Consider the following 24,514-nt stretch of genomic DNA (forward strand, 5'->3'; position numbering starts at 1 on the left):
TGTAACTTAACTTAGGAATCTCTGAACAACTCAGTAAGCCCCGCAGAGCGGGCCTTCAAGGCTCGCAGAGGTGTTGCGGGATTGTTGCGGAGTTGTTCAGAGGCTCCCTACATAAAGAAAGAGCAACCTACTCAGTTGCTCTTCCCTGATATTCCTTTCATACCCACCGGGGGTACTCAATTTTTGATCACCGCATTTCGCGGCCGGCGGATTATACGGGGTATTGATCGACTTTTGTACTCTCTTGCCAATACTGCCCCCAAGGCCGGTTACTCCTGCTCTTCGATCCAGGCCGCCTGGATCGCTTCGAGGATTTTCTCTCCGCAGCGATCGGGGTCGTCATCAAATCCGGGCAGTGCCATCACCCAATTGCGCAGGTCGACAAAGTTGACCGTCAGTGGGTTCACATCCTCGTGAGCTTCGCTCAGCTCTATGGCAATATCGTGAATATCAGTCCACTTCATGATTCGGCTTCCTCAGCGTGCAGGTCAGTGCTTTTCCGATACCTGGTTGATGGTGTACTTGGGAATCTCGACCACCAGGTCTTCATCCTCAACAATCGCCTGGCAAGACAGGCGAGACTCCGGTTCCAAGCCCCAGGCTTTATCCAGCAGGTCCTCTTCAAGCTCGTCCGGCTCTTCCAGGGAATCGAAGCCCTCGCGCACAATGACGTGGCAGGTGGTACAAGCACAGGCTTTTTCACAGGCGTGCTCAATTTCGATATCGTTGGCCAGGGCCGCGTCGATCACGCTGACACCGCTCTCCGCTTCCACCACTTTGCCCTCGGGGCACATTTCCGGATGGGGTAAAAATACTATCTTCGGCATGGGGTACTGAACCTCTGTGGTCTCAATCCGACGGGGAGAAAGTAACGACTCCCCGGCCGCCGGCAGCGCAGAGTCTGCGCCTGATCATGGTTATTTATCAAATTCATCCAAGCTATGGCCCTGCATAGCGCGCTTAATGGAGGCATCCATACGCTTGGCAGCAAAAGGCTCAGACAACTTATTCAAGGCTTCGATACGTCGACGAATTTCCTCTGCGTCGCCGCCGTTATGGGCCAGGCGCAAAGCTTCCATCGCGTGCTCAAGCTCATTTAACTCACCTTCATCCAGCAGCTGGGCACCGTTCTCACGCAGGGCCACCAACATGCTTTCCAGGGTTCTCTCCGCTTCCACCTGAGCTTCGCGCAGGGCGCGCAGGGCGATATCCTCAGCGGCGTGGGTGTAGGACTCCTGCAACATGCGCGCAATATCCTTGTCTTCCAGGCCGTAGGAAGGTTTAACCGTAATATCGGCACTGACGCCACTGCTTTTTTCCATCGCTGTCACCGACAAAAGACCGTCAGCATCCACCTGGAAAGTCACACGGATATGGGCAGCACCGGCCACCATCGGCGGTATACCACGCAATTCAAAGCGCGCCAGTGAGCGACAGTCACTCACCAGCTCCCGCTCGCCCTGCACGACATGGATCGCCATGGCAGTCTGGCCATCTTTAAAAGTGGTGAACTCCTGGGCTTTGGAGACGGGGATGGTCGTGTTGCGATCAATCAGTTTTTCCGCGAGGCCACCCATGGTTTCAATCCCGAGGGAAAGGGGAATAACATCCAACAGCAGCAGTTCTTCGCTGGACTTATTGCCCACCAGTACATCAGCCTGAATCGCGGCGCCGATTGCTACCACTTGGTCGGGATCAATTTCCGCATGAGGGGGACGACCAAAATAACCCTCAACCCGCTCGCGCACGCGCAAAGTACGGGTGGAGCCACCCACCAGAACCACTTCCTGCACCTCATCAGCACTGATACCGGCATCGCGCAGGGCGCGCTTACAGGCGCGTAGGGTTTTGTCGATCAGGGGGTCCAGCAGTGAAGCCATGGTGTCGCGATCGAGTACACCGGACCAGTCGCCGTATTGCACTTCCACTTGCTCGACACTGGACAGGGATTCTTTCGCAGCACAGGCGCTGTCTAACAGGACTCGCTGGGTCGCGGCGTCGAGATCGGTACCCAATCCCACTTGCTCGGCGATCCAGGAAGCGATAGTGCGATCGAAATCGTCGCCACCAAGGGCCGTATCGCCGCCGGTAGACATCACTTCAAACACACCCCGGGACAGGCGCAGAATAGAGATATCGAAGGTGCCGCCTCCGAGGTCATAGACCGCGATCACACCCTCTTCACCTTTATCCAGGCCGTAGGCAACAGCCGCTGCTGTAGGCTCGTTGAGCAGGCGCAGGACTTTCAGGCCCGCCAGCTGGGCGGCGTCTTTGGTCGCTTGGCGCTGGGCATCATCGAAGTAGGCCGGCACGGTGATCACCGCACCATCCAGCTCACCGCCCGCTTTGCCATAGAGCGCTTCGCGGCCGCGCGCGGCTAGTTTTTTCAGGATTTCTGCCGATACCTGCACCGGGTTTACCGGTCCGGCTGCAGTTTCAATCGAAGGCATACCGCCACTGCTCTCAGCCAGGCGATAGGGCAGCTGCTCACCAAAACTTTTGATATCCGCAACACCTCGCCCCATCAAGCGCTTGATAGAAATCATGGTGTTGTAGGGGTCTTCTGCAGCGCACGCGCGGGCTTCAGCACCCACGGTAATCGCCTCGGCTCCGTAGTGCACCGCTGATGGCAGGATCACTTCACCCTGCTCATCGGCAATGGCCTCTGCCGATCCACTGCGCACTGTCGCTACCAGTGAGTTAGTGGTCCCCAAATCGATACCCACTGCGTGCTTGCGCTGGTGGGGAGCTGGGCTCTGGCCCGGTTCAGAAATCTGCAGTAATGCCATTAGTTATCTCTTCTTTAAGCGGGGCGCGGTACCGTCTGGCCCTCTCAGTCAGTGCTCTCGCAACTAGTCGTTGAAAAGGTCTTCTTCCAGCTCGTCAATTTGTTTCTCAAGCTTGGCCAGGAACTGAAGCTTGCGCAGCGAGTCCTCTGCTGCGCCCAGATCGCCCCCGTCATAAGTTTCGGCAAAGCGCTGTTCCTCACTGGAGATCAGCCCCCGCGCCTCAGCACTGAGCTCATCCAGCGCAGCTGCAGGATCGGGCTGCTCGCGCACTTCTTCCAGGCGCTCGCGCAACATCATCTGCTGCATCAGAAATTCAGTATCTTTGGTGGTCTGCTCAGGTGGCACATCTACCCCGGCCAACTTGAGTAGGTAGGCGGCGCGCTGTACCGGGTCGCGCAAAACGGTGTGCGCCTCATTGATCTGAGCCGCCATTTTGATGGCCAACAATTGTTCGCCCTCGGAATGGGAAGCGTATTTGTCCGGGTGGAATTCCCGCTGTAATTCCCGGTAGCGGGTCGCCAGGGCACTGCGATCGACCGCGAACGCGGGTTGCAGACCAAAAACTTCGAAATGGTTCAGGTTGGTTGCCATCTGAATATACCTACTGGGGCACAGCCTGGAACGCGGCTGAAGTTGCCGCTTACTGCTGCACGGCCCCCAACTGTCCGAGGAGCCAATAAAAAGGCCGGTATGCGCAGCGCACCCGGCCTTGTGGGGCGAGAGCGAATCAGACGTGGAAACTCTCGCCGCAGCCACACTCATTTTTTACATTGGGATTCGAGAAGGTGAAGCCTTCGTTCAGGCCTTCCTTGACGAAATCCAGCTGGGTGCCGTCGAGGTAAACCAGACTCTTGGGGTCCACCACCAACTTAACGCCGTTTTGCTCAAATACCGTATCTTCGGCTTCGAACGAATCGACAAATTCCAGCACATAGGCGAGACCGGAACAGCCGGCCGTCTTGACACCGACACGAATGCCGATTCCCTTGCCTCGCTTGGCCAATTGACTTTGAATGTGGGCCTCAGCGGCCTCGGTCATACTAATAGCCAAAACAACACCTTCGCTATGTTTAGACGCTACATTTGGACGAAAAGTTAACCCGCCGCAGATTCCTTGGCTTCTACAGCGTCATCAGACTCACCGCGCTTTTCACGGATATCGCGAACCGCAGCCTTGATCGCATCTTCAGCGAGAACCGAGCAGTGGATTTTCACCGGCGGCAGCGCCAGCTCCTCTGCAATGGCAGTGTTCTTGATCTGCTCCGCTTCGTCGATCGTCTTGCCTTTCACCCACTCGGTCAGGAGGGAGCTGGAGGCAATGGCGGAACCACAGCCGTAGGTCTTGAACTTCGCGTCTTCGATAACGCCCTCGTCGCTTACCTGAATCTGTAGGCGCATCACGTCACCACAGGCGGGCGCGCCCACCATACCGGTGCCTACATTGTCCGCCTTGTCGTCCATACGTCCAACATTGCGGGGGTGCTCGTAGTGGTCAATTACTTTATCGCTATAGGCCATGACTTTTCTCCTAACTCTTGCGCGCGCTTAGTGAGCGGCCCATTCAATCTTGTTCAGGTCTACGCCGTCTTTGTACATATCCCAAAGCGGTGACAATTCACGTAGTTTCTCCACTGCCTTGCGCACTTCTGCGGCAGCGGTGTCGACATCACTCTCGCTGGTAAAACGACCAAAGCTGAAGCGCAATGAGCTGTGCGCCAACTCGTCGTTAACACCCAGGGCTCGCAATACGTAGCTGGGCTCCAGGCTCGCAGAGGTACAAGCGGAACCGGAGGAGATCGCCAGGTCGCGCAGCGACATGATCAGGCTCTCACCTTCTACAAACGCAAAGCTCACGTTCAGGTTGCCCGGAATTCTCTTCTCGGCGGAACCATTGATATGGACCTCTTCCATATCTTTGATCTGACCCCAGAAACGGTCGCGCAGAGAGCGCAGACGCTCGGCTTCCTGAGCCATTTCTTCTTTGGCAATACCAAAGGCTTCGCCCATACCGACAATCTGGTGAGTCGGCAGGGTACCGGAGCGCATACCGCGCTCGTGGCCGCCACCGTGCATCTGGGCTTCCAGACGGACGCGGGGCTTGCGGCGTACGTAAAGGGCACCGATACCTTTGGGGCCGTAAATTTTGTGGCCGGAGAAGGACATCAGGTCAACTTTCATTTCCTGAAGGTCGATCGGCAACTTGCCGGCGCTCTGGGCCGCGTCCACATGAAAAATAACTTTACGGGAGCGACACAGTTCGCCGATCGCAGCGATATCGTTGATCACCCCAATCTCGTTGTTAACGTGCATCAGGCTCACCACAGTGGTGTCCTCACGCATGGCTTCCTCAACCTGCTCCGGATAGACGATGCCGTCTTCGCGGGGATTCAGGTAGGTCACTTCAAAACCTTCCCGCTCCAGCTGGCGACAGGTATCCAGGACTGCTTTGTGCTCAATTTTGGAGGTAATAATGTGCTTGCCGCGACTCTGGTAGAAGTGGGCCGCACCCTTGATACCCAGGTTGTCGGACTCGGTGGCACCGCTGGTCCAGACAATTTCGCGCGGATCGGCATTGATCAGCTCCGCCACCTGGCGTCGGGCATTCTCCACAGCCTCTTCCGCTTTCCAACCAAACAGGTGGGAGCGGGAGGCCGGATTGCCGAAATTGCCTTCCATCGTCAGCTGCTCTGCCATTTTCTTGGCGACGCGTGGGTCAACCGGACAGGTAGCCGAATAGTCCAGATAGATGGGAAGCTTCATAGTCATACCGTTTCCGCTTAGTAAATCTCTAATATCTGTCTGCTGGCCCGTTTGGGCCCCAATCACAGGCCGCCGAGTACAGCGACCCTCTCTTCCGGCGCCTCGCGCATATCTTGCCGACGCGCAACTTCCTGCACCTCAGCTCGGGAAACCAGGTTGGCCAAGCTGATACTGCTGAGGAAGCTATGAATCTGATCACTCAAGTCTGACCAGAGGTAGTGGGTCAGGCACTGTTCGCCATTGGCGCAATCCGCATTGCCGCCGCAGCTGGTGGCATCTACAGACTCATTGACTGCATCAATGATCTGCGCCACAAAAATCTCTTCACCATCCCGCGCCAGGCGATAACCACCACCGGGTCCGCGCACACTGGACACCAGCCCAGAATGCCGCAACCGGGAGAACAACTGCTCCAGGTAGGACAGTGATATACCCTGGCGCTTGGATATGTCTGCCAGACTGATCGGTCCGCGATCAGCGTGCAACGCCAGGTCCAGCATGGCAGTCACCGCGTAGCGGCCTTTGGTTGTCAAACGCATATCAGCTCCCAACTGATGTACAGCCCTTTTCCGATCGGGGCGCGAGTATGGAATAACCCACTACTGTAGTCAAGTATATAACCCAGCGGGACACTCGGGTACTCAACTAGTCGGGTCGCCCCTTACCACCAGAGCGATGAATGTAATTCTGGATTGAGGTCAACATACCGCGCAGGATACCCAACTCCATATCATCGGGGCGCACCCGACTATACAGTCGGCGCAGGCGAGTCACTGTTTGGCGAGGGTTATCCGGGTCAATAAAGCCCAGCTCGCCCAGCGCCTGCTGCAGATGATCGAAGTACAGCTCCATATCGCTGGCCTTGGCCGGTGGACGATCCCAATCGGTGTAATTCACAGGCTCACCCTTTTCAGCTTCCAGGGCCGCCATACGCACTTCGTAGGCAAGTACCTGTACAGCAGTCGCCAGGTTCAGGGAGCTGTATTCCGGGTTAGCAGGAATATGCACATGGTAGTTACAGGCCTGTAACTCTTCGTTGGTAAGTCCTCGATCCTCACGGCCAAACACCAAAGCAACCGGATGAGACGCGGCCTCGGCGACGGTACGCTCTCCACACTGGCGCGGGGTCAGCAGCGGCCAAGGGATTCGGCGCTCGCGAGCGCTGGTGGCCACAACAAGACCACAATCAGCCACGGCTTCTTCCAGGGTATCCACCACAACGGCGCTATCGAGCAGCTCAGCTGCCCCGGCTGCACGCCAAACAGCATTGGCTGCAGGAAATTCCCGAGGCGCTACTAAGTACAGCTGACTCAGGCCCATATTCTTGAGCGCGCGCGCCGCACCACCAATATTTCCGGGGTGTGCGCTGTTAACCAGAACCACGCGCACATTGTCGAGCGCGGCAAGTGGAGTCGTGTCTAAAGGTGACTTGGCCATACTGAAAGTAATAAATCGGTGTCATGGGGGCGCGCGAGTGTAGCAAAAACCAATCGGAATCCCTACAATCGCGTCCGTCGCAGTTAACCTGCGGCCTGCTTTTTAACCCCTTTAACCACTTTGTGCGGAATAGTTATGGAACCCATGCTAAATATTGCCCTGCGCGCGGCGCGTAAGGCAGGAGAACTGATCGAACGGGCCTGGGAGCGCGGCGACCTGATGAAATTCGAAGAAAAGACGCGCAACGATTTCGTTACTGAAGTGGATAAGGCCAGCGAACAGGAGATTATCTATCACCTGCGCAAGGCCTACCCCAAGCACAGCATCCGCGCTGAAGAAAGCGGCCTGCAAGAGGGCGCAGAGCCCGATTACGAGTGGATTATCGATCCCCTCGATGGCACCACCAATTTTATCCACGGCGTCCCACAGTTCGCTGTTTCTATCGCCTGTCGCTATCGCGGCCGCATTGAGCACGCAGTCGTACTGGACCCCATCAAACGCGAAGAATTTACCGCAAGTCGCGGTCGCGGTGCTGCCCTGAATGGCCGCCGTATCCGCGTCTCTTCACGCCAGGGCATGCGCGGCTCTCTGATTGGCACCGGCATTCCCTTCAACGGCCTGCCGTTGGATAACATCGACGCCTACCTGGCCGCCCTAAAAGATATCGCTGGGCAAACTGCGGGAATCCGCCGCCCCGGCGCTGCAGCGCTGGATCTTGCCTATGTTGCTGCCGGGCGCTTCGATGGCTTCTGGGAGATGTACCTGAACACCTGGGATATCGCAGCGGGCTCCCTGCTAGTCAAAGAAGCCGGCGGCCTGATCAGCGACTTCCGCGGTGGTGAGGATTACCTGGACTCCGGACACCTGGTCTGCGCCACTCCGAAAGTATTTAAGCCCCTGGTGAAAATCGTGGGCAAACATATGGGACACATACGCTAAAAGCCTGAACGGCACTCCGGCAAATAAGATGCCGGGGTGCTGATTCCAAGAGCCCAGCTCACCTCTTCCCCGTCAAACACTCCATCAAAACTCGCGCAAGCTGCGGTCGATCAAAGTTATCCGGCAAAGCGGTTGTCACCCCCGAGGAACACTCTCCTCCCATAACCACCAAACAGGTTTTTTGAGTGACTTGATCCTGCTTGAGGATACTTACCAAATCCCCAACCGACATTCCCGGCAAGGTATTGTGAAATAACACCACATCCGGTGCTTGGGTACGCGCCATAAATATGGCCTCAACAACATCTGCGGCCACAGAAAGCTGTACTTGCGGCGCCCCCTGCAAAAGTTTTTCCACCCGAGCCACACTTTCAGGACGGTTATCCACTAGCAGCAATCTACAATCGGGTAATGTTGACGGGGCATCAACAGAATTTGCAAATGACAGGAAAGACTCCGCAGCATCAACCATTGGGAATTCAACCCAAAATACTGAGCCCTGCCCTTCCTGACTGTCAAAATCGATCCGCCCCCCCATCGCCTCCGCCAGACGCTTGGCAATTGCAAGACCGACACCGGTACCCTCGATATGCCCCTTTTCCTCCCCCAAACGGTTAAAGGGTTCAAAAACTTCTTTGCGTCTCTCTGCTGCAATCCCCTTGCCGGTATCCAAAATATTCAGCCTCAACCAGCCATCGGCCTGCGGCGTAAAATTAATGATGACACGGCCATTTTCACGATTGTATTTCACCGCGTTGCCCGCCAGGTTCAATACAACTTGCTTATAGCGCACAGGGTCCGCACAAATATAAGCGGACTCCCAGCCGAGAGGCTCAAACATCAAACTGACACGACGGGTTTCAGCCAGGGGCTCGAGCAAACGTTTACATTCTGCAACCAAATCGGCCGGCCGAATCAATTCCATCGAGGGGCCCAAACGCCTACTGTCGATTCTGGCCAGCTCCAATACATCACCGACCAAATGCAATAAATGCTGCCCCGCGCGACGAATTTCTGATAAGCGCTGACGCTGGTCTGCGTTGAGACTCTGATCTAATTCGACAATTTGGCTGTAACCTAAAATTGCATTAAGTGGCGTGCGTAATTCATGGCTCAGGCTAAATAATAAATCTGCCCGATGCGCATTTTCCTCCCGCTGCAACTCCAGCTCCCGCTCCATTTGCGAAAGTCTTTCCCGGCTGCGGCTGACGTCTTGTAAAACTCCCAACACCCGCACGGGCTGACCGCGACTATTTAATTGGGCCTTGCCGCGGCAGCGAACCCAAACCATACTGCTATCCGAACGCCAGATACGAAATTCCACATCGAGCGGTAACCCCTCGCGCACATGATCCCGCATGGACTGCTCAACCCGAGGGAAGTCCTCCGCTAAAATTCGAGCCTTCCACTGCTCCGCGGCTGAAATACCGATACTGCGTATCGGGCTCACTTCATAACCCAGAATCCCCCAGCAGGCATCATCAAGCACCATTTCATCTGCGCGTAGATCCCACTCCCATAAACCATCGCCAACTCCAGACAGTGTCTGTAAGGGGCGCTCGCCAGGCAGGTTAGATAGGTAGCGCTGGGCCAAGGTTTCAGTGAAGTCAGCGCAACTTCCAATCACAACAAACCCACTGTCATCCTCGAGGTTTATTGCGCGTCCTCGCAATCGCAGCCAGCGCAATTGACCAAGACTATCGTAGGCCCGAAAAGTAGTATCGAAGTGTCCACCTTTGTTGGTAAGACGACGCCGCACAGTGATAATTCGATCCCGCTCATCAGAGTGAACCGAACGCAATTCATCACCCGTCCACAGGGAAGTCAAAGAGAGTTCTGCAGTTTCTGCAAACAGGAGCCAAATTTCACCCTGAGCACGCTGGGCACCGGAATCCGGATGCCACTCCCACAACCCGCAATCTGAATCCAAAAACAAATCTTGCAAACAGGCGTTATGACGAGGCAGGCGCGATGCATCCAAAGAGGAAAGCTCATCGCTGGTTGCCAACTGGAACACTGCGCTGGACGGATTTGGGGTTAGTGACTCTGACACACAGGGCTCGACTATCGAAATTAGCTCATTAATTACCTGGCTCATGCATCCTTGCCATAAAAGAGAGCCTCTCTCCCGGGGCCGTCAAATTTGGGAACGCCTTGGGAGACCCTAAACTAAAGCATTATGAGCTTTGCGCAAAGTGCGGGCAAAAAAAAGGCCCCGCAATGCGGGGCCGTAATCAGCGATGATGAGAGAAAACGGGAAGTCACCCAGTGTTAATGGTTTGCCATAACCCTAAGAAACTCTCCCGAAATGCGGGTCCTTTGCCCCGCACATTTACCAATGCAACCCTTATGCCAACTTTTAAAACAGCGTTTTTTAAGGCCTTAGCTTTCATACTCCAGCGCTTCTGTGGAATAGCGAACCAATGCGATCCTTCAGATGGCCAAAATGCACCAAAACAATGCATTCAAGTGAAAAGCTACGAAGAAAAAGTAAAATCTGGCCAAAGGAAATACTTCCACCCCTATCTCAAAATAGTCATGGGCAATCCTCAATAAAGGGGGCCTGCTATGAACGCAACTCCTCTAAGTTCCAGCAATCAGCGAAAACGTTTTTGGATTCCCACAATTTTATTTGCCAGCACAGGTTTGTTAGCACTTACCGCAGTACCGATTTATGGATTTGTCTACGGGTATCACTGGTATCAATGGCTTGCATTTGCCATTTTTGGTGCACTTTGCAGCTTTTCTATAGCAGCAGGAAATCACAGGTTGTGGTCACACAAAAGCTACGAAGCCCACTGGTCAATTCGATTTTTATTTATTTTATTCAGTGCGGCAGCCATGCAAAACACCACTTTAAATTGGTGTGCAAGCCATAGATACCATCATCAATTTATCGACGATAACAATCGAGACCCCTATTCAGCAGGGCGCGGCTTCTGGTTCTCCCATATGGACTGGATGATGCACGAATATCCCAGCAGTTATCTCGATTACAAAAATGTTAAGGATCTTCAAAGGGACAAGTTGGTAATGTGGCAACACAATAACTATGTTCCCATCATTATCGCCATGAACCTTGGCCTACCTATAATCTTGGGGATCATTACTGGAGACGTTCTCGGTATGGTTTTACTGGCCGGAGTATTGCGCCTTGTGGTTAATCATCACACTACTTTTATGATTAACTCATTTGGACATTTATGGGGCCGACGCCCCTATAAGGGATCAATCAGCGCAAGAGATAACGCTTTCCTCAACCTATTTGTATTTGGCGAGGGTTATCACAATTATCACCACACCTTTCAGATAGATTATCGAAGTGGTATTCGCTGGTTCCAGTATGACCCTACCAAATGGTTGATCAAATCATTGAGCCTTGTTGGACTCACCTATAATTTAAGGGTTGCTCCACCTATTCAGATCCAAAAAGTAAAGGTAGAGCAGCTTTTCAAACAAGCCAGGGAGAAAATTGAAAAGACTAAAGATAAAGAGAGCTGGCAAGAGATTCTGGAAAGTGAGGCTCGTGGATTCGCCAAGTTATTGAAGAACTGGAAATCCCTTCAATTTTTACGCCATGGAGAAAAACATGGTCAGCCACCCAGCGAGTGGGAACTCACTTCGATCCAAACGAAAATCCAAGAACTTGAATATGGACTCAAAATGCAAGGAAAGCGGCTAAAAACTCTAATTGAAAAAATTCGATCAATCGAAGGGGCGACCACCCCCTAACCAGGCAATAAGTATTGCTTTGCAAGATAATAAAATCGATAAACTATTAGCGGACTTTCCTAGTCGCTGGCAAATTTGCGCATGGAAAATGCCACCCGTTCATCCACATTTTTCCTGAACATTTCTTCATCAAATTTTTCGATAAAGCCCAAGCGCTCGCGCAAGCCAACACCATTGGCGATTTGGATTGCCAATCCCGGGCGCGCATTAGCCTCCAATAAGAGCGGGCCACGTTCACGATCCAGGACAATGTCACAGCCTAAATAACCCAGCCCGGTCATTTCGTAACAGCTTGCCGCCAAGCGGACCAACTCGTACCAATCTGGCACCTGCAATGCATCGAAAGGCACTTCAGTGTCCGGGTGCTGGTCAATTCGCAACCCGCGCATTACCGCATGACAACTTTTGCCCGTGGCCAGGTCGATACCTACACCTACAGCGCCCTGGTGCAAATTGGCTTTACCATCTGAGGCGTGGGTTGAGCAGCGCAGCATGGCCATCACCGGATAACCGCGAAAAACGATAACTCTCACATCAGGCACACCTTCAACGGAGTAGCGATCGAAGACCGGGTCAAAGTCCACCAGGGCCTCCACCATCACCCTGTCGGGTTTACCACCCAGGCTGTAGAGGCCGCTATGAATATTGCTCACGTGCCGCAAAATATCCAATGCATCAATTTCAGCACCGGATATCTTTTTATATTTGTCACCATTGCGACCGGCAATGACGAGAATACCTTTACCACCCGAGCCCCGTGCCGGCTTGATTACAAACTGCCATAGAGGGTCAATCACCTCCATAACTCGCTTGCGGCTGGCAGGGCTTTCAAATGCCTCGATCAACTCAGGCACAGGAATTCCCGCTTTTTTAGCCGCGCGCTTAGTGTTTAGCTTGTCGTCGACGATGGGATATTTTTTGCGATCGTTATAGCGCGCAATATAGTCAATATTACGCGCATTCATCCCCAACACCCCCATGCGGCGCAGGGTCAGCGGAGATACCACTCCGCCGCGAACTTTATTGAAGATATGCTTAACTGAAAATTGCAGCATAACGCCCCCTAGCGAACCAGCGGACGGAAACGCATCAACTCACTGAGTCGATATCCGGTGTAGTTGCCCACCACCAGAATAAAGGCCAGCAATACCAACAGTAACTCGGGGAAGTTGAACGTCCAATGCTCAATATAGCGGTTGGTCATTACCCACCAAGCCAGTATCGCCACTAACAAACTGCCCCCGGACTGCACCACCACCTCGTAGGGACCATCCTCCTCCCACACAATCGACATACGCTCGATAGTCCAGGCAAGGATAATCATCGGGAAGAATGTCACTGTGAGAGCCTGCTCAATGCCCAGCTTATAGCTGACCACACTGATTGCCCCCATTATTATCACCACCGTCACCACGACGGCGGCGATCCTCGATACCAATAGCAAATTGAGCCTACTGAGATAGAACCTCACCCAAAGGCCGAGGATCAGGATCAAAGTAAAAATCGCTAAACCGGTAATCAGCTGGGTTTCGATAAAGGCAATTGCCAGCAGTACCGGCATAAAGGTACCGGAGGTGCGCAGACCTACAAACACACGCAGCAGCACCACCACCAGGGCCCCCACAGGCACCAGCAGAATCAGCTTGAAAATACTCTGCTGCTCAATGGGCAAACTGTAGATCGAGAAATCCACCAGCGCATCTTTCTCATCTTTGGTGCTGCGCATAGAGACATCGCGAGCGGGGACATCATTGGCAATCACAGAGAAAGTCACTTGGGAGTTACGACCGCCCTCAAGATCTAAAAGACTCTTGCCGCCGCGCTGCCAAATAAAGAAATTTTCCGGCACACCAGGCTGGCCACTGCTGGGTTCAAACACGATCCAACGCTTGCCATCATAGACCTCAAGCAGATCTTCTGGAGATAGTCGACGTCGATCATCCTCCAGGTAGAGGCCGCGAATACGGTGGGCGGGGATATCGGCTGTGGCCAGTACAAGCAAGGCAACATCCACAAAAGAGCGGTCGGCGTAATGACGGAAGATCAGGTTGCGATCCTGATTTTCATCGTCATTCAATTCGAATAGTAACTGGGTAGTGAGAGATTCCACATCAGAAGAGCGCTCGCGGGCCTGCTCAACCAGGGAGTAAATCGCCAAGCGCACCGCTTCTTGCTCACGGGCCCCCAGGAAGGGTTTTTGTATCTCAGTGCTCAGATCCAGAGGCTGCGCCAGCGCGGCACCGGGACGCTGGTAGACATCCAGCTGATAGAAGAGAGATTGGGGGCCTCTTGCGGCCCGGCGAGACCAAATGGCCCGATAGGCATCATCTTCTCTCGCGATATAGAAACCAAAACCGGAGGAGCTGAAGGTCTCCCCCAGTATTTCCATATTGCGCTGCTCGCGCGGGAGGGTCAGTGCGGCCTTCACCGGACCGCCATCGGCATCGAAGCCCACTTTTGCTTCGATGGTCCACACGGTGCGGTACTCACCCGGCAACAGCGGAAAACCCAACTCGAGGTTTTTATAGGCGGTCAGGCCTGCTCCTACCAATGCGAGTAACGCCGCAATTACATAAACTTGGACACGCGGCGACATTCGCCATTCCCCGTAACTCTGAGGTCCCAATTAGGAACCCAATTGGATAACTGGCCTATTTAACCCCGTCTATTTGGGGTTGGCCCTGGACATTGCGCCGGCTCACATCGACAACAGCGGCATCTTTGAGGAAGTTGCGTCCCAGCAGCATCAATAGATCAGAGCCGCCCTCATCGGTCAGGTTAACTTCGACTTGGTGGGTTATACGCCCAACGGTCAGGTTAAGCTCCACTACCGGCCTGCGCTGATTATCAAAGCCCAGGCGCTCCACTCGAACATGGCGTTTTATCGGCAGCTCTACCGAAACCGGGTCCATTTTGCTCGACTGAACAATCTGGAACCTGATCCAGTCCCTGCCATCCCGCTCGAACGGAGTCAGCTTCCTGACCCGCAGTGTGGAGGTTGGTGAACCTGTATCGACAACGGATTCCAGGATCAGGCCGGGAGGCTCTATGGCCACTTCTTCTACCGACCCCAAAACCAGCTTATCTTTGGCAACGGGCACTTCGACTACTTTTTCTACAGTTCGTTCGATTACCCGCTCAACAACCTTCACTTCCGGTTCCGCACAAATCACTTCCGCAGGCTCTGGGCACTGCATTGCAGAATCAGGTGATTCTACCGGTGGTGCAACTTCCGCTGGTTGAGCGGCCCTGTCCCGCCCCGGATACATCAGTGACTCACAACCGGCGAGCACCGAAAGCGTCAACATTAACCACAGAAGGGAAAATCTCTGCATACCGACCAATTACCTCAAGCCCCATTAGCAATGCCATTCGGACCGCGACAAACGCGCGGTGTTCGCTTATCTGACGGAGAAATTGCTCCCCGCCTCAGGCAAAAGGTCGATATTAGCTCATGAGCGCCGCCACTGCACAGCGCTGTCCGCCGAGTCGCAGGACTCAACGCTAACAATGTGACATGCCACCCAGTGTGATTAAGATCACTGGGCTCAGGGAATCAGAAGCTGGTTAGCCCTGCTGCAGGCGCTGGTCGATAGTTTCCAAAATAGCCAGCAGTGCCGCAGCATCATCCCGCCCCTTGAAGAACTCTTCGGCAACCGGAGCAATACCACACTGGCCCGGTAGGGGCATCTCCCCTTCAATCAGGACCTGCATACGCGGCAAAAAAATAAATTGAAGCCACTGGGGCAAGGTCAAAGTATCCACACAAAATGGCTCGGTGCTGGCCAGGGCTTCTGCGGGTGGCGCATTATCCTGCCAAACCTGTAGGCTGCGCAGTTCAGATTCAAGGAACAGGAGCTGATCAGCGATTTCAGAATAAATAGGTTGCATAACTCATAGAACCTTCACATTTACAGCCGTGATAATACGCAATAGCCACCTGCCCAATCTGAGTAACAGCGCAAATACGACCAAAGATTTTCTAAATTTTTCGATTAAAGGGCGGAAGTGAATTGAGTATTGCCTGACCATAGCGACGGGTAACCACCCGGCGATCCAGCAAAGTGACTGTGCCGCTGTCCCCTTCTGCCCGCAGTAAGCGCCCGCAGGCCTGCACCAATTTTAGGGCTGCATCCGGCACTGTGATTTGCATAAATGGATTGCCGCCCTTAGCTTCAATCCACTCCGCCAGCGCTGCCTCAATCGGGTCATCGGGCACCGCGAAAGGCAGTTTCGCAATAACCACGTGGCGGCAGTAATCCCCTGGCAGGTCCAACCCCTCGGCAAAACTCGCAAGCCCGAACAGGATACTGCTGCCGCCGCCATCGATAATCTCACGGTGGCTATCCAGCAACTGCTGGCGGGATTGCTGCCCCTGCATCAGGATTCGGTTGCGCCAGGTACCAGGGAGCGCCTCGTAAACCGTCTCCATCTGGCGCCGGGAGGAAAACAGTACCAGAGCGCCACCCTCCCCTTTCAGCAGGTCTGGCAACGCATCGATAATGGCGTCTGTGTGTTGCTCTGCATTGCCCGCATCTACAGCTTCCGGGGGCACTTGCAGTGTTGCACGGGAAAAATCGAAAGGACTCGGCACTACTTGATAGCTGGCATTGTCCGGAGTGCCGGCACGCATTTGCAAACGATCAAATTTCCCCAAAGCTGTGAGTGTGGCCGAAGTCAGTACCGCGCCGTAACAGCGGCGCCACAAGCTGTACTCCAGGGTTTTGCCTGCAAGTATCGGTGAGCTGCAAACCTCAAAATCTGTGGAGCCGCCCCAGTCCACCAGGGTGACCCAGCGCGCCTGGGGCAATGCGCCATCAGCATCGGCACGGGCGTAATTCGCCCACAACAGAAGATTGGCCTCAGCGCGCCCATGCCAACTGCCCAACTGGGGGTACCAGCGCTCCAGATCTGCCAGGGGTACCGGCGAGTGGCCGTCCTCCATCATGCGTTGGGCGGTCTGCAACATCTTGCTGAGCAGGCTTTCCAACTCATCAAAGTCTTCCCGCAGCTTTTCCGCCAGCTGCGACATGGAATCGGGGATTACCCCACCTTCAAAGCGATGGCGGATGGTATTGCCCCGCTCATCTTCAAATTCACACAGCTCTTCAATCAGCGGCCACATCTGCTCCAACCCCTGCTTGGCAGAGGTGAGAACCGCCGGCAGCTGCTCGCCGCAGCGGTCGATCTGGGCGCCGTCACCAATCTCACCCAGCATCTGCCCCAGGGCCTTATTGGTTTGATCCAACCAACCGGTGGAAGCCCCTACGCGGCTGTGGTGAGAGAAATGATTGAGGGCCTTTTCCGGTAGATGGTGAGCTTCATCAAGTACATAGATAGTCTCTTCCGGGGGCGGAAGAATCGCGCCACCACCCAGGGCCAGGTCCGCCAGCAACAGGTCGTGGTTGGCAACTATCACCTGGGTCTTGCCCAGGCTTTCTCGCGCTCGGAAGAAGCTGCAATTGGTGACATGGGGGCAGCGGCGGCCACTGCACTGGCGATGGTCAGTGGTAACCCGACTCCAATCATCCGTCTCAATCGTATCCGGCCAGTTATCCCGATCGCCATCCCAGGTACCCGATGTCAGGCTATCCGTCATCTTCTGGTAGAGAGCGACACTCTCCGCTTCCACCTGCGGGAGTTCATCTTCATAGAGACCAAGGGAAAGGCCGGTGCCGGAGGCAGAAAAGCTGGACAAGAGTTGATCCAACTTGGATAGGCAGAGATAGCGGCCACGGCCCTTCGCCAGGGCAAACTCAAATTTGAGCCCACTGTGACGAGCAACTTCTGGCAGGTCTTTGTGGATAATCTGTTCCTGCAGGGCCACCGTGGCGGTGGATATCACCAGGGTCTTGTCCTGGGCCTGGGCCAGGGGAATAGAGGCGAGAAGGTAAGCAACGGTTTTACCGGTACCCGTACCCGCTTCAACTACACAGATATGCTCGCCATCAGTCTTGTCGCTATCGCGCTCACCACTGGCATTCTGGGTGATGGAACCCAGTGAGCGGGCAATGGCAGCTACCATCAGCTTCTGCCCATAGCGGGCTTTCAGCCCTCGACCGGACAGGAATTGGCTATAGGCGCCCTGAATGGCGCTTTTGTGTTTTTCGTTGAGCACGGGGGTGAGGTCTATTCGCTAAGTGGCTGGCGCAGGGGGCACTATTATCCACTAAGCGCCCTCTCCCCACCAGCTTCTGAACTCAGCGGGCCTTACTCATAGGCGAGGCGAGATACCACAGGATTGGCGTAGGCCTGAATAGCCTTGTCGCGCCAGCGCTCATCGACCCGAGCCATGCGCGCTTCAAACTTCTCCCGCTCTTCTTTATGTGCAGCGGGGTCCCAGGCTTTAGCCGGATATCCCACCGGTAATTGAGGAACCTCACCGTAAACCATCTCGTAGGCAATCATATTGGATGGGTGCAATGTGTAGTTGCCGATAACTTGGCGATCTATTTCTTCAGCCAGGCTGTTTACATCGTTAAAATCACCTTCAATCGGCGTGCCGAAGGCGGCATGTACACGGCCTTTGTGACCGACAATGCCCTTACCAATCGAGGCCAAGTCCTCGTTTTTACCCTTCTTGTACTCGTCCTTGTGCTCGGTAACGTAAATTTCCTTGGCCTTCTGTGCATCACAGGGGTCCCATTCGTAGGAAATAGACACCGGAACAATGTGCAACTTGCGCCAAAAATCGGCAAAGGGCGTTTCCCGGTCCTTAGTCATGGCGAACATGGCGCAGAGTGCTGGATTGGTGCGATCCAGGCCATCTTTGGCGCGCCCGGAACGCTGTGCGATCCACACATGCTCGTTATCGTTGACGATGGAGTGATAGATGTAATTGGACAACTGGGTTGCTGCCTGCAGCTTTTCCCGACGACTGCCAGAACTGCGCACCACGGTGAAGCACTTGTTCAACTTCATCAGGTCGCTGGCAAACTGCTTGCTTAGCAGGTTGTCTCCAATCGCAATGCGGGAGGTCTCATGCCCTTCGCGGAACATCGCCTGAATCATCAGCGCCGGGTCCATAGCGATGTCGCGGTGATTGCTGACAAACAGGCAGGCGCGATCCCTGGGCAGGGTGTCCAGACCAGAAATGCTCAGGCCGGAGGTGGTGCGCTTGATCACCTTCTCCATATATTTGCCGACAATCTCTTGAAGATCCCGCACATTGCGAACATTGCGCAGTTCAAAGCGCAGAAACTGACGTACCAACCAGGCGACGGCGCCCTCCAGCTGAGCCAGTTTAGGGACAAGGAAATGCGCCGCTGCATGGGACATTTCCGGGTCGGCAATTAGCCTTTTGATAACCTCGCGCACTTCATCATCGCGATAGGGGCGCATATCCTCGAATTGAGAGGGGTCTAACTCACTTGCTCTCATGAAATACTACCTGTCGGACCTGCCTCAGACGGCCCGCACTTATTTATTTTGCGGCTGGATCAGCCGGGACTACTGGGCGCAGAACATACCGGAAGCGTCGACGAACTGCCAGCACTGGACCCGACCAGATAGTTGACCGCAGTGATAAATCCGGTTTCGACGACCAAGTCAACGCCAAAATACAGCGATGGTGCGATGATACAAAGTGGACTTCACCGCCCCAAGCTATGAGAATAAGGCTATTAACCGCCGCCGACGGCAAAACAACGATAACGAATACGGCGCTAGCCACGCAGTCAAGCAGGAGTTCACCTTGTCTCAATCCAACCCCAGCTCAGAGCCGCGCGCTCCCAGCTTAACGGACGCCCTGATCCCTCTCGGGATTCTCGTCGCCCTGTTGTCACTATCCGTATATTTCTACGGTGCAGACTCCTCCTACGGTCCCAATCAAATAGCGTTACTGCTCTGTGCCTGCGTTGTGGCCCTAATGGGGATGAAGAACGGACACAGCTGGAACGACATGGAAGGCGGGATGCTCCACGGCATTGGCCTGGTATTTGGCGCTATCCTGATCCTGCTGTCTGTAGGTGCACTTATCGGTAGCTGGATTCTGGCCGGCACAGTGCCTTCCATGATCTATTACGGCGTGCAGATTCTGTCGCCACAGTGGTTCTACGCCGCCAGCTGTGTTATTTGTGCCGTAGTAGGACTGAGTATTGGCTCCAGCTGGACCACAGCGGGCACCTTGGGTGTGGCACTGATGGGTATCGCCGGCGCCCTGGGCCTATCCCTTGAGGTCACTGCCGGAGCGGTAATCTCTGGCGCCTACTTCGGCGATAAGATGTCCCCGCTATCTGACACCACCAACGTGGCCGCAGCGGTAACATCCAATGATCTGTTCCAGCATATTCGCCATATGATGTCCACAGCGATCCCGGCCTTCGCGATCGCCCTGGCGGTTTTCGCGTTCCTGGGTTTTACCTCTGAAGCCAGTTCTGCCTCCGCAACTGATATCGAATCATTGCTCACCGCCCTTAGCAGTGAGTTCAAAATTTCCCTGGTTAGCCTGCTGCCTTTGATCTTGTTGCTGGCAATGGCCTGGCGCAAAGTCCCCGCTTTCCCAACATTGATCATCGGCTCCCTGGTTGGCTGTGCCATCGCACTGATTTTCGAACCGGAAGCCGCCCGTCGCCTCGGTGGCGGTGAAGGTGCACTCGCCCCCCTGAAGGGCGCCTGGTACAGCCTATTCGATGGCTATAAGTCCACTTCCACCAACGAGAACGTGGCTGCATTGCTGTCCAAAGGCGGCATGAGCAGCATGCTTAACACCGTATGGCTGATCACCTCCGCCATGGCCTTCGGCGGCGCTATGGAGCGGGCCGGATTCCTACAGGTCATCGTCCAGGGGGTTTTGTCACTGGTTAAAACAGTGGGCGGCCTGGTAACTGCCACCGTATTCACCTGCTTCGGTATGAACCTGGCCGCTGGCGATCAATATATGGCGATTATTATTCCGGGCCGTATGTTCCGCGAAGCCTTCAAGGAAAAGGGCCTTCACGGGCTTAACTTGTCCCGCACCCTAGAGGATTCCGGCACCATCACCTCTGTGCTGATTCCCTGGAATACTTGTGGTGCCTTTATGGCGGCAACGCTGGGTATTGCTACCTGGGAGTATTTACCCTTTGCCCTGTTCAATATTATCTGTCCACTGTTGGCGATCGCCTATGGCTGGCTGCACTTTAAACAGAAGCCCATTTCTGTAGCGGCTACGGCATCTTAAGGAAATAGACAAAACCCCTATGAGTAAAAGCGGTACCCTAAGCGCCCTGATCGAGCAGGCTGACTTCAAATTGCGCTGGTTCGATCTGGGCCGGCGCTTGCAGTCGGTTTCGAAATCCACTGCGGCATCCTTCGAAGCAGGTCTGGCTCCCTGGCCACACCCATACTTGCGCCAGGCCTGGACGGGCCTGCTGCTGCAACCAGCCGAAGGCGGTGAACCCATCGTTTGGTTCCTGCGCTTTCCGCTGGACGAGCAGGGCAAACTGCAACTTCAAGCCCGAGATGGATTACTTCGCGCTCTGGCACAGGAACTCAAGCAGGGACCCGCTTCTGAATCTGCTGCGCAGCTGGACCAGCTGCTGCAGCAAAGTGGCTTGCTGTTTACCCCGTCAACTGAGCGGCAGGCAGCATTTCACTCCCAAACAGCGCTTCTGCTGGGCCGCCAGCCCAGCGAACATTACGAGCCTGTCCTGCGCTATTTTGGCGACCCGGAAAATCACCGCTGGGACAACCTTGCGCTGCAAGGGATTGCCGACTTGGCCGCGCGCTGGGAAAAAGAAAGCACTTTGCTAATGCGCCAGATTGGAAAAGTCGCGGCTCCGGTTTTTATTAACATTTGCCATTGCCTGGAAAACCAGCCGGTCGACCACCGTCTTGCAGCAGCCATTATTGAGCGAGCAGAGCAAGAACTGACCGCAAACACGCCGGATATCTCGGTGGCCGCTGCTGCTATCAGGAGTATCTCTCACTCACCAGCCACAGGATTGCGACAGGCATTTATACAGTCACTTTTGGCTGAAGATGCCAGCAACCGGAATAAAGAAGTCCTGGCCGCAATAGGCAGTCGCTGCGTCCAAGATTTGGAAGGACAAGAATTGGCCGCACAGTGGGTTGGCAAGCTGGCCGATGCCGCTGACCAGCAGACTTTTAACTTACTGCTTTCCGATTTAATGTTCATTCCGAAAGTGCGAATCGCCCTATTGAGTGCTCTCCGTGACCCGGCAAGAAAAGAAAGTCTCGCAGTAGCCTTTGGCAATTTTTTGCACGGACCCAAACCGACACACTGAAGGCCTAAAGATAACGCCTCAGCTGGTGCTCCCTCCCCCAATAAAGCTACTTTCACGAGTGAGAATTTTTAACAGAAAAAACTCTTACTCGTGAAACCATTTTCTTTGCATCGCAAAAAAAACTCCCCAATCCATCAAGCGGCATTGTCAGCCACAATAATAATTCTTAGAGTCTGCCTCAAAACTGGCGCGATCAGTTTCAGCGCGTAGATTAAACAGCCGAAATTCACCATAAAAAACGGTCAGCACAAACCACATTTTTTAAAAAACCCATTATTTAAGTAGTTTTTTAAAATAAATTGGCGCACCTCTTTTCATAACTTGATCATTGACAGACATTTAAACCCAACGCCTATTACACTCAAATAGGCGGTACCTTTGTAGAACAGATTTTACAAAGCTGACCAACAGGTGACGTTTTATTGGCTATGCTAATGGCTAACATCAACGGAAAGGAGTTAGGGGATGAATTTCACTCCAGCCAAGTACTTAATTGGAATTATCAGTGCACTGGTTCTTGCAGGTTGCTGTAGCCCTCCGGCACCTCCAGCTTACTGCCCACCCGGCGCTGAACAAATTCCTCTATCCATGGCTTGTCCTGCAGATGCCGACTGCTGGATGGCTTCCGACAGAGTGCGCTGCATGAAGGTGGTCAAGTAAAATCTTTTTCTTGCCCGACAGCGTGGTGATTCATACTAAATGAAGTTTTGACCAAATCACCGCTGACAGACACCCGATTTACAAAGCCTTATTTAGTATGGATCACCACAAAATGCCGCTCTAACGAGCGGCATTTGTCTTTCCCCACACAGTTCCTTATCTCGAAACACTCCCTGTAATAGACTGTGATGTCTGCGGTGCTAGTCCGGTAAAGGAAATACCGTTAGCATTGCCGCCCAGTTATAACGAATAAAATTTGATTTGTGTACGTTTTAGCCAATTGGCATTAAAAGGCTCAGAAGAGAACAACCCGAATACCATGACTAGCGAAACCCTAGCTTTAAGCCGTGTAGCGGCAATATCACGGTTAAAGTCCCATTTCGACCAACACAAGTGGTCCCTAAGAGAACTGTTTGCAACGGATTCCCAAAGGACAGAAAAATTCAGCTCAGACGCAGCCGGAATCTATCTGGATTACAGTAAAAACCACTTGCATGAAGACACCCTTAAGTTGCTGTTGGAATATGCCGAAGAGCAGGGTCTGAACAACCAAATTACTGCGCTAGTAAATGGGGCCATTGTCAACAATACCGAACACCGCCCTGCCTTGCACACCGCGCTGCGATTTCAGGGGCAACCGATAACTGAACAAGAGCGGGCGGTAAAAGATTGCCGCGAGCAAATGAAACAGTTTGCCGAGTCGGTGCACAACCATAGCTGGCGCAGCTTCTCAGATAAACCGATCCGCCATATCGTGAATATCGGTATCGGTGGTTCCGACCTGGGTCCGCGCATGGCGGTAGAGGCCCTCAGTCCTTGGCACAAAGACTCTATCGATGTGCACTTTGTAGCAAATATCGATGGCGCAGACCTTAGTGATACCCTGGCAGGTATCGATGCGGAAGAAACCCTTTTTGTGATTGCTTCCAAATCCTTTTCCACCCTGGAAACCCGTGAAAACGCGCTATCCGCGCGCCGCTGGATGTTGTCTGCCGGTTGCAATAAGTCGCAGTTGGCCAAACACTTTGTTGCGGTGAGCAGTAATATTACTGCTGCTCAGGATTTCGGAATTGCTCCTGAAAATATTTTCCCAATGTGGGATTGGGTGGGTGGTCGCTACTCACTCTGGTCTGCTATCGGTCTGCCTATTGTTCTCGCTTGTGGCTATGAAATTTTTGAAGAGCTTCTGCAAGGCGCCAATGCAATGGACCAGCACTTCGCCACTACTCCATTGGAATCCAATCTACCCGTACTGATGGCGTTGACCCAATTCTGGTACCGCCAGTGCTGGCATACGACCAGCCACGTCGTGCTGCCCTACGCGCAGCGCCTGGCCCGATTCCCCGCCTGGTTACAGCAGCTGGATATGGAGAGCCTGGGTAAAAGTGTCGACAAGGACGGGCAGGCGCTGGGCTACTCCAGCGGCAGCGTTATCTGGGGCAGTGAAGGTACAAACGGCCAACACTCTTTCCACCAATTATTGCATCAGGGAACCGACCTTATTCCAGCAGACTTTATCGCGGTCAAGGAGCCGACGTCTGAACTCCTTGAACAGCACCGCTGGCTGCAGGCCTGCTGTATTAGCCAGAGCCAGGCGCTACTGCGAGGCAAAAGCCTGCATGAGGCCCGCCAGGAGCTGGAAGAAGCTGGTCACACTCATCGTGAGGCCCACGCCCTGGCCCCACATAAAGTGATCCCTGGTAATCGCTCCAGCAACACCCTGATTCTGGAAAAGCTAGATCCTTTCCACCTGGGCTCGCTCCTGGCACTGTACGAGCACAAGGTCTACGTTGGCGGCTGCCTGCTGGGAACCAACCCTTTTGATCAGTGGGGCGTCGAACTTGGTAAGCAGTTGAGTTCAAAAATCCATAAGGCTGCCAAGGGTGAAATTCCTCAGGATGACTGGGATAGTTCAACCCGCAGCCTGATGAAAAAGCTGCTCTAAACTCTACAAAAAAGGCCGCACTAATT

General features: G+C 54.0%; 22 protein-coding genes. 6 read left to right on the plus strand and 16 right to left on the minus strand.

Going from position 1 to position 24,514, the window contains the following annotated elements; all coding sequences use genetic code 11:
• Positions 1-269: 269 nt before the first annotated feature.
• The 9 genes from iscX to trmJ form a co-directional block, all read right to left on the minus strand.
• On the minus strand, positions 270-464 hold the full coding sequence (iscX, locus tag ACJJIN_RS13345) for a Fe-S cluster assembly protein IscX (RefSeq protein WP_444895047.1): 195 nt from the start codon (positions 462-464) through the stop codon (positions 270-272).
• Positions 465-488: 24 nt separating this feature from the next.
• On the minus strand, positions 489-827 hold the full coding sequence (fdx, locus tag ACJJIN_RS13350) for an ISC system 2Fe-2S type ferredoxin (RefSeq protein ID WP_108731989.1): 339 nt from the start codon (positions 825-827) through the stop codon (positions 489-491).
• 90 nt (positions 828-917) lie between these two features.
• Positions 918-2,789, minus strand: a complete 1,872-nt coding sequence (hscA, locus tag ACJJIN_RS13355; RefSeq protein WP_444895048.1) for a Fe-S protein assembly chaperone HscA — start codon at positions 2,787-2,789, stop codon at positions 918-920.
• Positions 2,790-2,852: 63 nt separating this feature from the next.
• Complete coding sequence (hscB, locus tag ACJJIN_RS13360) at positions 2,853-3,380, minus strand: co-chaperone HscB (protein ID WP_282934078.1); 528 nt, start codon at positions 3,378-3,380, stop codon at positions 2,853-2,855.
• Positions 3,381-3,516: 136 nt separating this feature from the next.
• Positions 3,517-3,828, minus strand: a complete 312-nt coding sequence (iscA, locus tag ACJJIN_RS13365; RefSeq protein ID WP_444895049.1) for an iron-sulfur cluster assembly protein IscA — start codon at positions 3,826-3,828, stop codon at positions 3,517-3,519.
• Between the two features lie 56 nt (positions 3,829-3,884).
• Positions 3,885-4,307 carry a Fe-S cluster assembly scaffold IscU gene (iscU, locus tag ACJJIN_RS13370; RefSeq protein WP_108731985.1) on the minus strand — a complete coding sequence of 141 codons (423 nt, stop codon included), beginning with the start codon at positions 4,305-4,307 and terminating at the stop codon, positions 3,885-3,887.
• Positions 4,308-4,334: 27 nt separating this feature from the next.
• Positions 4,335-5,549, minus strand: a complete 1,215-nt coding sequence (locus ACJJIN_RS13375) for an IscS subfamily cysteine desulfurase (RefSeq protein WP_444898253.1) — start codon at positions 5,547-5,549, stop codon at positions 4,335-4,337.
• A 62-nt stretch (positions 5,550-5,611) separates the two neighbouring features.
• On the minus strand, positions 5,612-6,088 hold the full coding sequence (gene iscR / locus ACJJIN_RS13380) for a Fe-S cluster assembly transcriptional regulator IscR (RefSeq protein WP_282934079.1): 477 nt from the start codon (positions 6,086-6,088) through the stop codon (positions 5,612-5,614).
• Between the two features lie 106 nt (positions 6,089-6,194).
• A complete protein-coding gene (trmJ, locus tag ACJJIN_RS13385; protein WP_444895050.1) occupies positions 6,195-6,986 on the minus strand; it encodes a tRNA (cytosine(32)/uridine(32)-2'-O)-methyltransferase TrmJ in 792 nt (263 codons plus the stop codon).
• A gap of 135 nt (positions 6,987-7,121) precedes the next feature.
• Here trmJ and ACJJIN_RS13390 point away from each other — a divergent pair, with 135 nt between their 5' ends.
• A complete protein-coding gene (locus ACJJIN_RS13390; RefSeq protein WP_282934081.1) occupies positions 7,122-7,925 on the plus strand; it encodes an inositol monophosphatase family protein in 804 nt (267 codons plus the stop codon).
• A 58-nt stretch (positions 7,926-7,983) separates the two neighbouring features.
• Here the strand turns inward: ACJJIN_RS13390 and ACJJIN_RS13395 are convergent, their stop codons facing one another.
• Positions 7,984-10,023, minus strand: coding sequence for an ATP-binding protein (locus ACJJIN_RS13395; protein WP_444895051.1), 2,040 nt, complete (start codon positions 10,021-10,023; stop codon positions 7,984-7,986).
• Between the two features lie 470 nt (positions 10,024-10,493).
• On the opposite strand from ACJJIN_RS13395, the gene ACJJIN_RS13400 reads away from it, so the two are divergent.
• Entirely contained in the window at positions 10,494-11,657 is a 1,164-nt protein-coding gene (locus ACJJIN_RS13400; RefSeq protein ID WP_444895052.1) for an acyl-CoA desaturase, read from the plus strand.
• 59 nt (positions 11,658-11,716) lie between these two features.
• Here the strand turns inward: ACJJIN_RS13400 and ACJJIN_RS13405 are convergent, their stop codons facing one another.
• From ACJJIN_RS13405 to ACJJIN_RS13430, 6 genes are all read right to left on the minus strand, one after another.
• Positions 11,717-12,712 carry an alpha-L-glutamate ligase-like protein gene (locus ACJJIN_RS13405; RefSeq protein ID WP_444895053.1) on the minus strand — a complete coding sequence of 332 codons (996 nt, stop codon included), beginning with the start codon at positions 12,710-12,712 and terminating at the stop codon, positions 11,717-11,719.
• 8 nt (positions 12,713-12,720) lie between these two features.
• Positions 12,721-14,253 carry an inactive transglutaminase family protein gene (locus ACJJIN_RS13410; RefSeq protein ID WP_108731979.1) on the minus strand — a complete coding sequence of 511 codons (1,533 nt, stop codon included), beginning with the start codon at positions 14,251-14,253 and terminating at the stop codon, positions 12,721-12,723.
• A 55-nt stretch (positions 14,254-14,308) separates the two neighbouring features.
• Positions 14,309-14,992: an ATP-dependent zinc protease family protein gene (locus ACJJIN_RS13415; protein ID WP_413664553.1), complete on the minus strand. Its 684-nt coding sequence runs from the start codon at positions 14,990-14,992 to the stop codon at positions 14,309-14,311.
• A 232-nt stretch (positions 14,993-15,224) separates the two neighbouring features.
• Positions 15,225-15,548 carry a YqcC family protein gene (locus ACJJIN_RS13420; protein WP_282934088.1) on the minus strand — a complete coding sequence of 108 codons (324 nt, stop codon included), beginning with the start codon at positions 15,546-15,548 and terminating at the stop codon, positions 15,225-15,227.
• 91 nt (positions 15,549-15,639) lie between these two features.
• On the minus strand, positions 15,640-17,775 hold the full coding sequence (gene dinG, locus ACJJIN_RS13425; protein WP_282934089.1) for an ATP-dependent DNA helicase DinG: 2,136 nt from the start codon (positions 17,773-17,775) through the stop codon (positions 15,640-15,642).
• A 92-nt stretch (positions 17,776-17,867) separates the two neighbouring features.
• Entirely contained in the window at positions 17,868-19,037 is a 1,170-nt protein-coding gene (locus ACJJIN_RS13430) for a 1-acyl-sn-glycerol-3-phosphate acyltransferase (RefSeq protein ID WP_413664551.1), read from the minus strand.
• Positions 19,038-19,350: 313 nt separating this feature from the next.
• Here ACJJIN_RS13430 and nhaC point away from each other — a divergent pair, with 313 nt between their 5' ends.
• From nhaC to pgi, 4 genes are all read left to right on the plus strand, one after another.
• Positions 19,351-20,817 (plus strand): Na+/H+ antiporter NhaC, encoded by a 1,467-nt coding sequence (gene nhaC / locus ACJJIN_RS13435; RefSeq protein WP_444898254.1) that lies wholly within the window; start codon positions 19,351-19,353, stop codon positions 20,815-20,817.
• A 19-nt stretch (positions 20,818-20,836) separates the two neighbouring features.
• The gene (locus ACJJIN_RS13440) at positions 20,837-21,883 is read left to right on the plus strand and encodes a DUF3549 family protein (RefSeq protein ID WP_444895054.1); all 1,047 of its coding nucleotides are present in this window, start codon (positions 20,837-20,839) and stop codon (positions 21,881-21,883) included.
• Between the two features lie 465 nt (positions 21,884-22,348).
• Positions 22,349-22,543 carry a hypothetical protein gene (locus tag ACJJIN_RS13445; RefSeq protein ID WP_157533369.1) on the plus strand — a complete coding sequence of 65 codons (195 nt, stop codon included), beginning with the start codon at positions 22,349-22,351 and terminating at the stop codon, positions 22,541-22,543.
• Between the two features lie 256 nt (positions 22,544-22,799).
• Positions 22,800-24,488, plus strand: coding sequence for a glucose-6-phosphate isomerase (gene pgi, locus ACJJIN_RS13450; RefSeq protein ID WP_444895055.1), 1,689 nt, complete (start codon positions 22,800-22,802; stop codon positions 24,486-24,488).
• Positions 24,489-24,514: the final 26 nt, after the last annotated feature.

The organism is Microbulbifer maximicatervae (SeqCode), from assembly GCF_052467505.1.